A 15,043-nucleotide genomic window follows, 5' to 3' on the forward strand; every position below is an offset into this window, starting at 1 on the left:
CATGAGTGAACACGATTTTTGGCAATTGTTGGTTGACTGGGGTTATATTGCTGTAGCTATAGCTGTTTTAATAGAAGGAGAAATATTTCTAATAATGGTTGGTATCGCTACAGCGGCCTCTTTATTTAACTATCCTTTAGTAATAATTGCAGCAACTATTGGAGCAATAGTGCATGATAATAGTATTTTTATTTTTTCAAAACTTACAGGCAAGAAATTTATAGAAAAAAAACAATCATGGCAAGCAAAAGCTAATCAATCCTTAAAGATCCTTAATAAATACGACATCTGGGCAATTCTTAGTATCAGATTTCTCTATGGGTTAAGAACTATAACTATATTTATAGTGGGTCTTAGTAAAATTAGTAAGTTAAAGTTTGTAACTTTAGATGCTATAAGCAGCTTTATTTGGTCGTATATATACATAACATTAGGTTTTTTTTCCGGTCAAACAATTTTAAGCTTTATTGACCATGTGCATATTGTAGATTGGATATCACACAATAAATACCTATCGATATTTATACTTCTTTTAATTTCAAGTATTATATATTTTAGTTATAAACTAATATACGTCAAAACAAAGAGGCAAGCTAAATGAACCGGTTGGATCTTTTAAGAAAAGCTAATACAGTACAAAAAGATAAACCCACCAAGCCTACTAATAGTCGAAGTAGTATGCTAGATAGCAAAAACCAACAGCAAAAAAAAGATACCATACCTGATGAACTTATAAGTGATGATTTTACAAATGACATTAACCAATCTACAGAAGAAGCTAGTCTAGAACACGATGATATTAATCAAAATAATATCAATATTATAGAGATAGATATTAATGACAACCATGACATTAACCTCAAAGACCATTTGTTTGATGATACTGATGGTGAGACAGATAAAGAATTAGAGTTAGACAATAAACAAACCTCCAAAGATATTGACCATGAAATGCCTGAAATAGTAGAAGGCAGATCAGACGTTGACTATAGCGATGATGATATTAAAATAGAATTAGATTATGTTTTTAATTACCGGGAAGATGTATACCACTCATACATAAAAGCGATCAAAAATGGGGGGATTGAAATCAACACACCAAAAATCTTACACCTTGATGATATAGTTAGGGTTTCTGTGACCTTAAGTGAGCTTAAAGAACAAGTAGGATGTGAAGCAAGAGTTATATCAGCATTTCCTTATAACATTTTCCAGACGGGGAAAAATAATAGTAATGAGTATCGCTATATAGTACAATTTATAGGTCCTAATGCGTCAGAAACAGATAGAGTAATTTCAAAATACTTATTAGGTTATAAAATAAAATAATCTCATGGCAAAACACAAAACTATTTTTATTTGTCAAGAATGTGGAGCAACAGCTTCACGCTGGCAAGGTCAGTGCCATAGTTGTAATCAGTGGAATACCTTTATAGAGGAAATACAAGCAGATACTAAAAAGCCTGCTAAGTCACGTATAGGATTTGCTGGTAGTGTTTCTAAAGCAACCTACTTAGCTGACATAATAGGCAAAGAGCACACACGTACTTCAACTTATATCCAAGAGTTTGACCGAGTGCTTGGAGGAGGCATTGTAAAAGGATCTGTAACTCTAGTAGGTGGCGATCCTGGGATCGGAAAATCTTCAATATTACTTCAGATAATGGCCTTTTTGTCTCTAAAAAAGAAAGTCCTATATGTAAGTGGTGAGGAATCTCTAGAGCAAATAGCTCTACGTGCTGAAAGACTTGATTTACCTAAAGATAACCTTTTGGTAATGTGTGAGACAAACATTGAAACAATAGCAGATTATATTATTAAAAATAAACCTGAGGTTATTGTTATTGATTCTATTCAAACAATCTATAATCCAGAGTTACAGTCCATGGTTGGTGGAGTATCTCAAGTCCGTGAATCTACAGCATACATAACTCAAGTTGCCAAGCAACATGATATCTCAGTATTTCTAGTAGGTCATGTTACCAAATCAGGAGATGTTGCTGGGCCTAGAGTTTTAGAACATATAGTTGATGCTGTAATATTTATCGAATCTCAAGATAATGGTAGATATCGCCTAATGCGTACTCTCAAAAATAGGTTTGGTGCTGTTAATGAGATTGGCGTATTTGCAATGACTGATAAAGGTATGAAAGAAGTTAAAAATCCATCCGCTATCTTTCTTAACAACGGTCGCACGAACTTAATAGGAAGTGTTATAGTTTCAGTTTGGGAAGGTACAAGACCGCTATTAGTAGAGCTACAATCTCTCGTTGTTGACAAGAATATAAACCAACCGCCCAAAAGACTATGTGTAGGAATTGACAATAATAGATTAGCTATGATTTTAGCTATCATACAAAGGTACATGCACATTGATTTATATGATAAAGATGTATTTTTAAATGTTGTTGGTGGTATAAAAATTACAGAAACAAGTATAGATCTAGCGCTTATCTCAATAATTTACTCTAGTATAAAAGAGTTAGAGATACCACATAATATGTTGATCATGGGGGAAGTAGGTTTATCTGGTGAGATACGCCCCATACCATACGGTGTTGAAAGGATAAACGAAGCTAAGAAGCATGGTTTCAAAAAAATAATTGTCCCGAAGGCCAATATTTCAAAACTAGTAAAAAATGATAATATAGAGCTAATAAGTATAACCAACCTTAACCAGCTTAAGGACATAATTACAGGTAATTAACATGAGTTTTTTAGAAAGCCTTAACTTCTTAGATATTTTGATTATCATCTTAAGTTTGATATTAAGCCTATTTGCAGCTGTAAAGGGACTATTTAAAAATATAGTTCTACTTATCCTTATGATTTTTGCTGTAATAATGGCGGGTATTTTAGCCCAAAAAATTCAGCAGAGTTATATTAATTCTATAGTTAGTGATCCTGGTACTTCTTATGTAGTGTCATTTATTTTAGTCCTTATTAGTGCATATCTTATAATATTTGGTGTCATGAAAGTTTTTATGAAAAACAATAAGGAGAAAGAAACTTTATCAAATACACTATTTGCTTTTTTTATTGCTATTACTCGCTACAGCTTTATATTCGCAATAATTTGCTCTACTCTTAACTCCTTTGATTCAATAAAGGATAGTTCTCTGTGGGAAAATTCAGTTTTTGTACCAAAACTAGTAAAAGTTGGCGACTACGCTTTTAACACCAAAGTAAAAATGCAAGAAACAAATCTCAAAGACTATGTCCCCAAAGAAGTTGCCGGTGGTTAACTCTCATCCTTAAGCTCACGCTGCAAAAGTTGTTTAACTATATCTTTTGGCTCTGCCGATTCGTATAGTACTTTATAAACAGCAAAAACTAATGGCATATCAACATCATGCTTCTTCGCTAAGTTATAAACTGCTTGAGCTGTAAAATACCCTTCCACTACATTATTAACCATCTTTAAAGACTCATCAATAGAATAACCCTGACCAACATATAATCCAAATCTACGATTTCGTGACTGGTTATCTGAACAAGTCAATAATAAATCACCTAAACAACTTAAACCAATAAAAGTCTCTGACTCAGCACCTAACTTAAGCCCTAGTTTTTTGATCTCAGCTAATCCTCTTGTTATAAGAGCAGCATGAGCATTTATTCCAAGATTCATCCCTGCAGCTATCCCTGCAGCAATTGCTAAAACATTCTTAACTGCTCCACCAATTTGAGCCCCTACAATGTCTGTTGTAGTATAGCATCTAAAATTTTCGTTACTAAAAAGCCGCTGGATCTTTTTTGCATACTCAATATCTTTTGATGCTACAACTACAGCTGTTGGGAGTTTTTGAGCAACTTCTTTGGCAAAGCTTGGACCTGTAATCAAAGCAAATTTTGTATCTGGTAATATTCCTATAGCTATTTCATCAAGTAATGCATAACTGTTATGACAAAACCCCTTCGTAGCACTTATTATTCCTTGCCTAGGTAATATATATTTTTTTAATTCAACAAGTATATTTTTAAATCCAGAACTTGGCGTTGCTACTAATATTTGGTCAAAATCAGCTATACTATCGTGCCAATTAGAAATAGCTGTAAGATTGTTGGGGAATTTTTCAATATCTGACAAATACTTAATGTTATTATTCTTTTTCAGCATTTCTTGGTTATGTGAGTCTCGCCATGAGCTAATCCTAACATTATGTCCTTTATATGCTAGTTGCAAAGCCAAAGCTGTGCCCCATGCTCCTGCTCCAAGTACGAGAATATTTTTACTACACATAAACCAATATCATAATACTATTAAAGTTATCTTCTACTATATTCTATAGTTAATAAAGAGTAAACACTTATAAACCATCATTTTTGAACGAATTAGTGAAGCAGTTGTAACAGTAGTTCATATGCATAACTAAAACTCACGGCTAATACAAAAACCAGCAAAACTGATATTTTCTTAGCCTTAACTAAGGTCTCTATATTTTAAGTGAAAGCATTTTAACACTATTTAAAAGAGTAATGATAAAAATACTAAAACAATTGAAAATAATTAATTTTATAGGTATTATTTCGTCATTTAGCGAAATATAGATTTAAAAATGAAATTAGCAGATATTGTAGATTTCCAAAAAGCTTTAAGTGATGAAACACGAATTCGAATCTTAATGGTAATATACCAACATGAATTATGTCTCTGTCATTTAGCACATATTTTTAAACTTGCTAACTCAACTCTATCTAAACATTTAGATATTCTTAGACGTAATGGATTTATTCACAAACGAAAACAAGGAAGGTTTCATTATTTTTATTTTAACTCTATTTACAAAGAGCAATTAAATTGGCTATTTCAAACACTTTCTGATGATAAAACTATTCAGAATGATCAAAAAGTTATCAACCAAATGATAAAAGAAAAGCTTGAGCACCTACCTGAAATACATGCAAAGGAGAACTTATTATGACAGATAGTAATCAATATTTAAAATTTAAAATATATGGCTTAGACTGTATCGAAGAAGTAAATATCATCAAAAAAACTCTAAATAAAAAAATACCAGAAGAAAATATGGAATTTGATTTACTTAATAGCAAACTTTCAATAAACCAACAAGATATTTCTTCAAAAGAAATTATCTCTTTGATTAAAAAATCTGGTTTAAACGCTACAGTTTGGGATAAACATGTATCAAATGGTCAGAAACCTAATTTCTTAAGTAAATATCTACGTTTAATCACAACATCAATCTGTGGAACTTTGATTGCTTTTGCGTATTTTTTTCATGCTATTGACCATGGATTTATACATGCATTTATAGGTAATGAAAATGGTTCTACTGAAATATTTCTTTTTATACCCCAGGTTAGCTACTTACTAGCTATAGTATTTGGTAGTTGGTTTGTTTTTCCAAAAGCAATATCTTCTATAAAACGTCTTGATGCTGATATGAATCTACTTATGGTAATAGCTATAGTGTGTGCTATTATTATTGGTCAACTTTTTGAAGCTGCTGTTGTAAGTTTTTTGTTTGCACTTTCTCTTCTACTTGAATCATGGAGCGTTGGTAATGCTCGTTCAGCAATAACTAAGCTTATGAATTTAACACCTGATACTGCGCTTGTTTATTGCTGCAGTGACAAGCAATTTGAAGAAAAACCTATAGCAGAAATCAATATAGGCAAAAGAGTGCTTATAAAACCAGGTCAAAAAGTTGCTCTTGATGGAGTTATTATTAAAGGTAGTAGCTTTATAAATCAAGCTCCAATAACTGGTGAATCGATCCCTGTAGAAAAACAAATTGGAGATGAGGTTTTTGCTGGTAGTATAAATGGAAACTCTGCTATTGAGATAAAAACGACAAAAACAGCTGATAACTCATCAATAGCAAAAATTATTCAGGCTGTAGAACACGCGCAATCAAAACGTTCAAAAGCAGAAAAATGGGTCGATAAATTTGCAAGAGTCTATACTCCAAGCATGATACTACTTGCTTTGATAATTGCTATATTTCCGCCGTTATTTTTGGCTAAGCCTTGGGTTAATTGGATATACCAGGCTTTAGTTATTCTTGTAATAGCTTGCCCTTGTGCACTAGTAATAGCAACGCCAATATCGATAGTCTCTAGTTTAGCAAAAGCAGCCCAAAATGGTGTCTTAATTAAAGGAGGTAGTTTCATTGAAACTCCTGCAAAACTTAAAGCTATTGCTTTTGATAAGACAGGCACTTTAACTCAAGGACAACCAGTAGTAAAAGAAATTATAACTAATAATAGCCTCTCAGAAGAGCAATTAATAACTATAGCTGCTAGCTTAGAAAAAACAGTTGATCATCCTATTTCTAAAGCAATCATTAATTATGCTAATCAAAACAATATAAAAATTGAAGAGGCTATAAACACTAAAGTTATTGGAGGTAAAGGTATTATAGGAGAAATTGAAGATTCTTACTTCTGGCTTGGTAGCCATGCTTTTGCTCATGAAAAACAACTCTGCGAAAATAACTCTCTACATGACCAAGCAACAATACTTGGAAATAATGGTTTTTCATTAATATTTGTAGGTAACCATCAAGAAGTAATTGGTGCTATTGCTATACAAGATGGTATAAAAAATAATATTAATGATTCCTTAAAGCAGCTTAAAGCATTAGGGATTGAGCAAACTGTAATGCTTACAGGTGACAATAAAGGCACTGCAAGAGCTATTGCAGTGCAAGCAGGAATCGATAATTTTTATGCTGAGCTTTTACCTGAAGATAAAGTAACTAAAATTGAAGAACTTGTTAATAAATATAAAAATGTTGCAATGATTGGTGATGGTATAAATGATGCCCCAGCCCTTGCTAGATCTAATCTAGGTATTGCTATGGGAGCTATTGGTAATGATGTTGCAATAGAAACTGCAGATATTGCACTAATGTCTGACGATATCAGTAAGCTACCATGGTTAATCAAGCACTCACGAAAAACTCTAAATATAATAAAACAAAATATAACCTTTTCTATAGCTATAAAAGCTATTTTTATATCATTAGCTATTGCTGATTTAGCCACCCTATGGATGGCGATCGCAGCAGATATGGGAGCAACTTTTATTGTTATAATAAATGCTTTAAGATTACTAAAATCCTAGTTACAAACTTTTATAGAGCAGATATGCGAATTACATTAAAACAACTGCGAGTTTTTGTCAATACTGCAAAAACCGAATCAATAAGTATTGGTGCTGAAAAATGCTTTATCTCACAAGCAGCTGCTAGTATGTCGTTATCACAGCTTGAGAACATGCTTGGCATAACCCTATTTGATAGATTAGGTAAGCGCATGAAATTAAACTCTAATGGGCAAGCTCTCCTAACCCAAGCTGTACAGATCATTGATAGAGTTTCAGAATTAGAATCCTTTACTTGCGAAGGTAAGCCTTTAACAGGCAAGATCACCATCGGAGCTAGTACGACAATAGCAAACTATATACTACCGAAATATATCGCACAATTTAGAAACCTCTATCCTAATATAGATATAGAATTAATTTGTGATAACACTAAAGAAATAATACACACAGTTGAAACGCTAACCTGCGATGTTGGTTTTATTGAGGGAGAATGTAGTAGTAATCATATAAACTCAACCGTCTGGAAAGAAGATAATTTAGTAATCATATCCAATAAAAATCATCCTTTAGTAAATAAAAAAGACCTAAAGATAGCAGATCTACTTAAATATAATTGGGTCACAAGAGAGCAAGGTTCTGGAACTTTTGAGGTATTCTCTAGAGCGACCAAAGATTATTTGCCGCAATTGAAAAAAGAAATTTCTTTTAACAACACAGAAGCTATAAAACTATATATCTCTAATAGCCAATGTCTAACCTATTTATCTCAAACTATTGTAGAACAAGCTTGGAATACTGCGCAGTATCAAATTTTAGATGTTAAGGATTTAAATTTGAAGAGAAATTTTTATAAACTTCTACATAAAACAAAATACCATACAAAACTTGTGGGAACATTTTGTCAATTTCTTGAGAAAGAAAATATATAAAGCTTGAATTTTAATTAAAAAACATCATTATATCTATCAGACAATTAATAATTAGGAGACCGCTAAATGTCATTAGGAGTAATACTACTTATAATCATAGCAATAGTTGCTGTATATATTGTTATGACCTACAACAAGCTAATAGCTGAAATAGAAACAGTTAAAAATTCTGAAAAACAAATAGATGTACAACTTGACCGTAGAGCTAAAGTTTTTGACTCTTTAGTTAATGTAGTTAAAAAATATATGGATTATGAGCAAACTACTCTAAAAGATATAGTAGCTTTACGAAGTAAAGCTAACTCAGCGAAACAACAAGGTGATACTAAAATAAGAATAGCAGCTGAAAACCAAATATCCGAACTTGCAAAAGGTATAAATGTTCAGTTTGAGAACTACCCTGAATTAAAATCAAACCAAAATGTAATCCAGCTTCAAGAGGAAATAACATCTACCGAGAATAAGCTAGCTTTTGCAAAACAGGCTTTGAATGATTCTATAGAAAAATACAACGCCCATAAAAAATCTTTCTTTGCTGGTATAGTTGTAAGTCTATTTAAAAAGCTAAATGAGAACTTTATTTACTGGAATATTTCTGAAGAGAAAAAACAACAATTAGAAGATAGTAGAGTGGAACTATAAATGTCATCTACAGATAATCTACATTATGGCTCAGTAAACTGGCGTGAGGTTGTACGCAAAAATACTAGAAAAACATATCTAGTTATAGCTACTTTTTTAATGGTGTTTTTCCTACTTGGTATATTTGCAGATACAATATACAGATATAGTGAAATTGCAAATATCTACTATAAAACTTATGGCGTTAAGCTACCCATATCAAAAGTGTTTTGGGCTCTAGCAACCTTCCAACTAATCCCGTATGCCACTATTATTATCTCTGGTATAGCAGTTATTTGGATATTTATAACCTTTAGTATATATGACAAAATTATGCTTTCTGGGACACAATATCAAGAAATCACAGCTAACGACCAAAACCCCTTAGCACGTCGTGTTTATAATGTTGTCGAAGAAATGAAAGTTGCTGCTGGTATGAGGTACATGCCAAAAGTATTTCTTATAAATGCTGACTATATGAATGCTTTTGCTTCTGGATACTCTGAAAAATCAGCTATGGTTGCTATCACAACAAAGCTTGCCAATGCACTAAACCGTGATGAGCTACAAGCTGTGATGGCACATGAGCTAACCCATATCCGCAATCAAGATATAAAGCTGAACCTATTTACTATGGTTTTAGCAAATATGATGCTAATAATTATGGATTTCCTATTCTATTCGGTACTATTTTCAGGAAGCAATAACAACAGTAATAGCAATAATCGTAACAACAATGCTGCTGCATTTTTCATTATAATAATGATACTAAGATATGCCTTGCAAATATTCACCATATTTATGATGTTATTTTTAAGTCGTACAAGAGAGTATATGGCAGATGCTGGCGCGGTAGAGCTTATGAGAACCAACATGCCAATGGCTAATGCCTTGGTTAAAATAGCTAATGATAATAAAAGCCCAGAAACTCAATATAGCTATAAGCATACTAAAAATGAAAATCTACGCCGTGCCTCCTACATCTTTGATCCACTAAGTGCTGGGATCAATGGTGGTGATATGTCAGATTTATTTTCCACTCATCCTTCTATTGAGAAAAGATTAGCATCGATTGGTGTAAATAAAACCATAAGCTAGCAATTATCAAATAAATATACTATAATCGATTAAAGTTAGGGTTATCATTACTCTAATTCTTGTAAACATTTCAGAGACTATTATTAAGCCTAAAAGAGAGATAAATGTCAGAACAACAGCCACGTAAAAAATTGTCATTAGATAGAAAGACACTTACTACCAGCAGAACATCTAGTATTAACAATAATCTAAAGAATAAACTTCAAAATAAAAAAGAGAATAATATCTCAGTCTTCTTATTGAATGCTAATAAAGAATTATCTAACCTCTACCAAGAAAGACTGAAGTTAGATGAACAAATAAAACAGATTGAGCAAAGACTTCTTTTCGCAAAAAGTGAGCCGTTACAAGATTTTTTGTTTGAATTGAAAACTAAAGATTTTGAGCTACTTACTAAAATTAACTCTCATATAAATAATCTATAGCTTTCCCTCAACTAAAATACTGTATCAAAAATTTCTTGGATGCCTTTTTTAGCCAACCCAAGCATTTTAGCAAATTCCTCTTCGGAGAAGTGCTTACCTTCAGCGGTACCTTGTATTTCAATGATACCACCATTTGAGTTCATAACTACATTCATATCTGTTTCGGCATTTGAATCTTCATCATAATCAAGATCTAGTACTGGCTCATTATTATAGATGCCTACCGAAATAGCTGCTATTTGAGAAACCAAAGGATTAACATCTTCAGCTATCAATTTTTTTTGTTTCATATGATTAATAGCGTCTTTTATAGCTAATGATGCTCCTGTTATAGCTGCCGTACGCGTACCTCCATCAGCCTGAATCACATCACAGTCAACCTTAATTGTATACTCACCAATAGTAGTTAAATCCACACTTGCTCGCAAAGCTCTACCTATCAAACGCTGAATCTCTTGGGTTCTGCCTGATTGTTTTCCTCTGACTGCTTCTCGATCCATCCTTGTATGAGTAGAACGTGGCAACATACCATATTCAGCAGTTAGCCACCCTTCTTTTGAGTCTTTTTTAAATCCTGGTACTCCTTCTATTACTGATGCTGTACAAAGTACCTTCGTACCCCCAAATTCTATTAATACTGAGCCTTCAGCATGTTTTGTAAAATTATGAGTAACTTTAATAGTTCTCAATTGGTCACAGTTTCTGCCACTTGGACGCATTTTAAATCCTTTTGGTTAATTTCACACATTTATAAGTGTATAATTATACAAACCAAAAATAAAATAAAAACCTCTAAAGTTTTAGATATATGGATTTTCATGTAGATGTTAACAGTTTGGATAGCTCTAAACTCTACTGGCTTAATAATGTCGGTAATTTAGTGGCCGGTTTGACCCAATTTTATGGAAAAATACATCTAAATAAAATATCTCAACAAACTTTGGACACAAGTAGTTTTGAAAAAGACCTTTTAAAAGTAGATAGTGCTTTAGTAAGACAAATAACACTATCTAATGATAACAAGACTATAGTTTTTGCAAGAACTGTCATTCCTAAATCAACGTACAATTTCTTTGCTCAAGAATTAGATAATTTAGGTAACAAACCAATTGGTGACGCTCTACTGTATAAAAAAGATTTTGAAAGAAGCCAATTTATTATCAGAGAGTTGCCAAAGCAAGTATTCAAAAATGAAACCAGCTTAACTTCAGATCAAAATGTGTACTCTCGTAGCTCTATTTTTAGTTACACACCTTCAAATAATTTAAAAGTCCTAATAACTGAATATTTTTTATGCTTACCGGAGTTTACAAAATGCTAAATCAAAATAAATTAAAAGATTATGCAATGCTAATGCGGCTACATAGACCCATCCCTATATTACTAATTTTATGGCCAACACTTACTGCTTTAGTTTTAGCTAATAATGGTTTACCAAGTCTAAAACTATTTATAATTTTTTCTTTTGGTGCATTAATTATGCGGACTGTTGGCTGTATAATCAACGATATAGCTGATATTGATTTTGATAAGCATGTTGCTCGTACTAGTACTAGACCGTTAACTAGCGGAATTTTACCAGTCAAAAATGCTATTTACTTATGTATATCTCTTACGATCTTTGCTTTTATTTGTGTATTATTTTTAAATATTTTTACGATCTTGTTATCTTTTGTAGCTTTATTTTTAGCTATTTTATACCCATTCTGTAAAAGATTTTTTGCTATACCTCAGATAGTACTAGGATTAGCGTTTAATTTTGGTATATTAATGGCATTTTCAGCAGTACAAGATAAACTACCTCTTGAGGCTTGGATATTTTATCTCGCCACGATATTTTGGACTGTTGCTTATGATACTGTCTATGCTTTAGCAGATAGAGAGTATGACTTAGAAATAGGTATCAATTCATCAGCTGTAGCTTTTGGCAAAAATGTTTTTAGATATATCTTCACATTTAACTTTTTAGCTTTAGCTTTTTTGATAGTATTAGGAGTTTACTGTGATTTTAACAGTATATTCTATATAGGGATCATTGCTTGTGGATTTTTCTTTATTAGAAATTATTTTGTATACAAAAAACTAGGTATATCCAACTGTATCAAAGCTTTTTCAGATAACCATTGGATTGGCTTTATAATATTTATAGCTACAATCACTCAATACTAATTTAGGAGCTAAGAAACACATGATTTTAATATTTGGAGCTGTACTAGGGTTCATATCAATAGCCTTTGGGGCTTATGCTGAGCATGGTTTAAAAGCAAGCATTACTCCAGAGCATTTTCATTTTATAATGACAGCTATACGCTATAACCAACTTTACGCTATAGTTGTTAGTGGCATTGGTTTAGCACTATTAGGTAGTGATAAACTGGCTCAAAGCCTTAGCCTGAAAATAAGTGGTTTACTATTTACTCTAGGAACTTTGCTTTTTAGTTTTAGTATTTACTTTGCTGTAATTTTGGACATACCACAACTAGTCAGGTTAGCTCCGATTGGTGGCTCTACTCTTATGCTTGGATGGATCATACTAGCTATAGCTGGCCTATTAACCCTAAAATACAAAAACCTTTAGAACCAAAATGAATAGTGGTGGCGGAGAGGAAGAGATTCGAACTCTCGATAGCTGTTAGGCTATACACGCTTTCCAGGCGTGCTCCTTCAACCACTCGGACACCTCTCCAAAGAGATACAAAGTATACAATAAAAATTTATATTTTCAAACCTTTATAAAAACATAACTACCGCAGATATAAACATTAATGCAATAAATAGCATCTTTAATAACCGGGGAGATATTACCCCTAAATATTTAACTGCTAATAAACTACCAGCTACAGAAAATGGAATAGCTGATAAAAGCAAAGGTATATTTAAATAACCAAATGTATTGGGCACATCGACATTAATACCATACACCAACATAACAGTAGCAATGCTTGAGCTAATAACTACACACACGCTTGCGATTGAAATGGCTTTTTTTATATCCACACCTATCTTTATAAAAAACATAGTCACAAATGTTGTCGAAGTAGCAAGTATACTTAATACACCACAGACTCCACAGATTGGATATGCAATTTTTGATGGTAGTTTCACGATTTTACTATCGTTATGTAAAACCATCCAAATGCCACTTAATACAAGTATCACAGAGAAAATATGCTTTAATAAAATTGTATCTATATGCTTAACGATTAACCCTCCTATCACAGCACCTATAGCCAAAGCTATTAAATAATATCTTAGTTCTCCAAACCGTATATTACCTTTACGTTGATGCTTATAAGTAGCTATCAAGCTTAAACATATAGACATACCACAACACGTAGCTAATGCTATTTGCATTGCATAACTTGGACCATACGTATGAACAATAATATAATAAAAAGCTGGTGTTGCTATCAATCCAGCTCCACCACCAAGCAGAGTAGATATAAAACTAGCTACAAAACCCACTATAGCTCCTAATATAATTAACATTTTTCCACCTTTAGAATTTTAATTTAAGATAGTTGTAAACTGTTGCTCGACTAATACCTAATGCTCTAGCAATATAATAACTAGCATTTTTACAATCTAATGCACCTTGACTTTTAAGCTCTAAAATTAAATCTTTTTTCTGTGCGCGACTTAAATTACCTAATAACAAGTTTTTATCTATGCAGTATTTTTGTACAAAACTATTGATCTTTTCATACAAAGTGTCCTTAAATAGGGTTTGTTCATCTTTTGCTATTTGATTATCACTATCTGACAAAAACATATTTATTAAAGCTTGGTATTTGTCAAAAACAGAAACGTCTAAATTTATACATAAAGCCCCTACTACGATACTTTTATCATCTCGAATAACAGTGATAATACATTTCATCTTGCGACCATCATAATTTAGCTTCTCGTAAGGACCAATTACTAATGATGATTCGTCATAAGCTCTAAAATCAACATGATCTAAATATGATAAATCTCCAACTTCTCTTCTAGATATAGGATTAAATATTGCTTCTATTCTATTTTTATTTAGGTTATGAATGACGACTTCAGCAAAAGGATAAAGAAGCTTACTTATCGCTTGCGCAACACCAATGTAGGGCCTTAATTCAACACGCATTTCTTTAGGCTTAAAACAATTATTTAAATAATATATTCTAAATTAGACATAATTGTCAACAAAAATAAATAAAAATAGTTTGGAATATAGCAACAGCTTGCTATAATCAATTTGTTAAGCTTTTAATTTATATAAACAATATATAGCGAGGAAAAATTATGATGAAGAAAAAATTAATTACAATAGCTACGCTATTAGCAGCTTCTGTAGCAATTACATCATGCACAGCTGAAGCTGTTGCTGTCACAGGTTTAGTTTTAGCCAGTGTTGCAGTTGGAGCTTTAGCATATAAGTGGATGGAAAACCCAGATGCTTATAACGCATATGCAAAAGATAGAAATAATGTCTTCTCAGCTGTTCAAGAGGTATTAAAAGAAAATAACTATACCTCTATAGAGCAAACAGTTGATCAGAAAAAATCTGAAATCAAAGCTGTTTCTCCTAGCGGAGACTCTATTAATATTGTAGTTCAGTCTGCCAAGGATAATGAAAATCAATCTGCCATTTATATTAAAGATGATAGTAAGGCTAATGCGACTATTATACTTAATAAAATTAATGAGAAACTTACGAAAGCAAAATAATAATATTAAGCTAACCTCTCCTTGCCCTCACCAGCAAAGCTTTTTCCTGTACGGTTGTAAACTATCTAAAACTTCTAATAGCTTTTTTACAGAACACACTGGAGAAAATGGAGAAAAAAGTTTGCCTTAATACACTTTTACTTAGAAAGGCGTAGGTAAATAACTGCTTATAATTCCAAGGTGTAAGCCGC

At 32.3% G+C, this 15,043-nt stretch carries 18 protein-coding genes and 1 tRNA gene; 14 read left to right on the top strand and 5 right to left on the bottom strand.

Going from position 1 to position 15,043, the window contains the following annotated elements; all coding sequences use genetic code 11:
• Window position 1: 1 nt before the first annotated feature.
• From SD28_RS00080 to SD28_RS00095, 4 genes are read left to right on the top strand one after another with little or no spacing between them, the layout of a single operon-like run.
• A complete protein-coding gene (locus SD28_RS00080) occupies window positions 2–601 on the top strand; it encodes a DedA family protein (protein ID WP_039122886.1) in 600 nt (199 codons plus the stop codon).
• Entirely contained in the window at window positions 598–1,329 is a 732-nt protein-coding gene (locus SD28_RS00085; protein ID WP_039122888.1) for a PilZ domain-containing protein, read from the top strand. The genes SD28_RS00080 and SD28_RS00085 overlap by 4 nt, the downstream gene beginning before the upstream one ends.
• Window positions 1,330–1,333: 4 nt before the next feature.
• A complete protein-coding gene (radA, locus tag SD28_RS00090; protein WP_039122890.1) occupies window positions 1,334–2,707 on the top strand; it encodes a DNA repair protein RadA in 1,374 nt (457 codons plus the stop codon).
• 1 nt (window position 2,708) lies between these two features.
• Entirely contained in the window at window positions 2,709–3,245 is a 537-nt protein-coding gene (locus SD28_RS00095) for a CvpA family protein (protein ID WP_039122891.1), read from the top strand.
• On the opposite strand, the gene SD28_RS00100 is transcribed toward SD28_RS00095, so the two are convergent.
• Window positions 3,242–4,243, bottom strand: coding sequence for an NAD(P)H-dependent glycerol-3-phosphate dehydrogenase (locus SD28_RS00100; RefSeq protein WP_039122892.1), 1,002 nt, complete (start codon window positions 4,241–4,243; stop codon window positions 3,242–3,244). The two genes, SD28_RS00095 and SD28_RS00100, sit on opposite strands and share 4 nt — an antisense overlap.
• Window positions 4,244–4,559: 316 nt before the next feature.
• Here SD28_RS00100 and SD28_RS00105 point away from each other — a divergent pair, with 316 nt between their 5' ends.
• The 6 genes from SD28_RS00105 (at window position 4,560) to SD28_RS00130 (ending at window position 10,148) form a co-directional block, all read left to right on the top strand.
• Entirely contained in the window at window positions 4,560–4,925 is a 366-nt protein-coding gene (locus SD28_RS00105) for an ArsR/SmtB family transcription factor (protein WP_039122894.1), read from the top strand.
• Window positions 4,922–7,093, top strand: a complete 2,172-nt coding sequence (locus tag SD28_RS00110) for a heavy metal translocating P-type ATPase (RefSeq protein ID WP_039122896.1) — start codon at window positions 4,922–4,924, stop codon at window positions 7,091–7,093. Before SD28_RS00105 ends, SD28_RS00110 begins: the two co-directional genes overlap by 4 nt.
• Before the next feature lie 23 nt (window positions 7,094–7,116).
• Window positions 7,117–8,004, top strand: a complete 888-nt coding sequence (locus tag SD28_RS00115) for a LysR substrate-binding domain-containing protein (protein ID WP_039122898.1) — start codon at window positions 7,117–7,119, stop codon at window positions 8,002–8,004.
• Between the two features lie 66 nt (window positions 8,005–8,070).
• Window positions 8,071–8,646 carry a LemA family protein gene (locus tag SD28_RS00120; protein WP_039122900.1) on the top strand — a complete coding sequence of 192 codons (576 nt, stop codon included), beginning with the start codon at window positions 8,071–8,073 and terminating at the stop codon, window positions 8,644–8,646.
• Window positions 8,647–9,723 carry a zinc metalloprotease HtpX gene (htpX, locus tag SD28_RS00125; protein ID WP_039122901.1) on the top strand — a complete coding sequence of 359 codons (1,077 nt, stop codon included), beginning with the start codon at window positions 8,647–8,649 and terminating at the stop codon, window positions 9,721–9,723.
• A gap of 104 nt (window positions 9,724–9,827) precedes the next feature.
• The gene (locus SD28_RS00130; RefSeq protein ID WP_039122903.1) at window positions 9,828–10,148 is read left to right on the top strand and encodes a hypothetical protein; all 321 of its coding nucleotides are present in this window, start codon (window positions 9,828–9,830) and stop codon (window positions 10,146–10,148) included.
• Between the two features lie 11 nt (window positions 10,149–10,159).
• Here the strand turns inward: SD28_RS00130 and rph are convergent, their stop codons facing one another.
• Window positions 10,160–10,867: a ribonuclease PH gene (gene rph / locus SD28_RS00135; protein ID WP_039122905.1), complete on the bottom strand. Its 708-nt coding sequence runs from the start codon at window positions 10,865–10,867 to the stop codon at window positions 10,160–10,162.
• An 89-nt stretch (window positions 10,868–10,956) separates the two neighbouring features.
• On the opposite strand from rph, the gene SD28_RS00140 reads away from it, so the two are divergent.
• The 3 genes from SD28_RS00140 to SD28_RS00150 are packed head-to-tail and all read left to right on the top strand — an operon-like array spanning window position 10,957 to window position 12,726.
• Window positions 10,957–11,469 carry a chorismate--pyruvate lyase family protein gene (locus SD28_RS00140; protein WP_039122907.1) on the top strand — a complete coding sequence of 171 codons (513 nt, stop codon included), beginning with the start codon at window positions 10,957–10,959 and terminating at the stop codon, window positions 11,467–11,469.
• The gene (gene ubiA / locus SD28_RS00145; protein ID WP_039122909.1) at window positions 11,463–12,317 is read left to right on the top strand and encodes a 4-hydroxybenzoate octaprenyltransferase; all 855 of its coding nucleotides are present in this window, start codon (window positions 11,463–11,465) and stop codon (window positions 12,315–12,317) included. Before SD28_RS00140 ends, ubiA begins: the two co-directional genes overlap by 7 nt.
• 19 nt (window positions 12,318–12,336) lie before the next feature.
• Window positions 12,337–12,726, top strand: coding sequence for a DUF423 domain-containing protein (locus SD28_RS00150; protein ID WP_039122911.1), 390 nt, complete (start codon window positions 12,337–12,339; stop codon window positions 12,724–12,726).
• Window positions 12,727–12,744: 18 nt separating this feature from the next.
• Here the strand turns inward: SD28_RS00150 and SD28_RS00155 are convergent.
• The 3 genes from SD28_RS00155 to SD28_RS00165 form a co-directional block, all read right to left on the bottom strand.
• Window positions 12,745–12,834 (bottom strand) — tRNA-Ser (locus SD28_RS00155).
• Between the two features lie 44 nt (window positions 12,835–12,878).
• The gene (locus tag SD28_RS00160) at window positions 12,879–13,637 is read right to left on the bottom strand and encodes a sulfite exporter TauE/SafE family protein (RefSeq protein WP_039122913.1); all 759 of its coding nucleotides are present in this window, start codon (window positions 13,635–13,637) and stop codon (window positions 12,879–12,881) included.
• 10 nt (window positions 13,638–13,647) lie between these two features.
• Window positions 13,648–14,268 carry a helix-turn-helix transcriptional regulator gene (locus tag SD28_RS00165; RefSeq protein WP_039122915.1) on the bottom strand — a complete coding sequence of 207 codons (621 nt, stop codon included), beginning with the start codon at window positions 14,266–14,268 and terminating at the stop codon, window positions 13,648–13,650.
• A 158-nt stretch (window positions 14,269–14,426) separates the two neighbouring features.
• On the opposite strand from SD28_RS00165, the gene SD28_RS00170 reads away from it, so the two are divergent.
• Complete coding sequence (locus SD28_RS00170) at window positions 14,427–14,852, top strand: DUF3568 family protein (protein ID WP_084593797.1); 426 nt, start codon at window positions 14,427–14,429, stop codon at window positions 14,850–14,852.
• The last annotated feature ends 191 nt before the right edge of the window (window positions 14,853–15,043 follow it).

It is taken from the genome of Allofrancisella guangzhouensis, assembly GCF_000815225.1.
In the GTDB taxonomy this organism is placed as follows: Bacteria; Pseudomonadota; Gammaproteobacteria; order Francisellales; family Francisellaceae; genus Francisella; species Francisella guangzhouensis.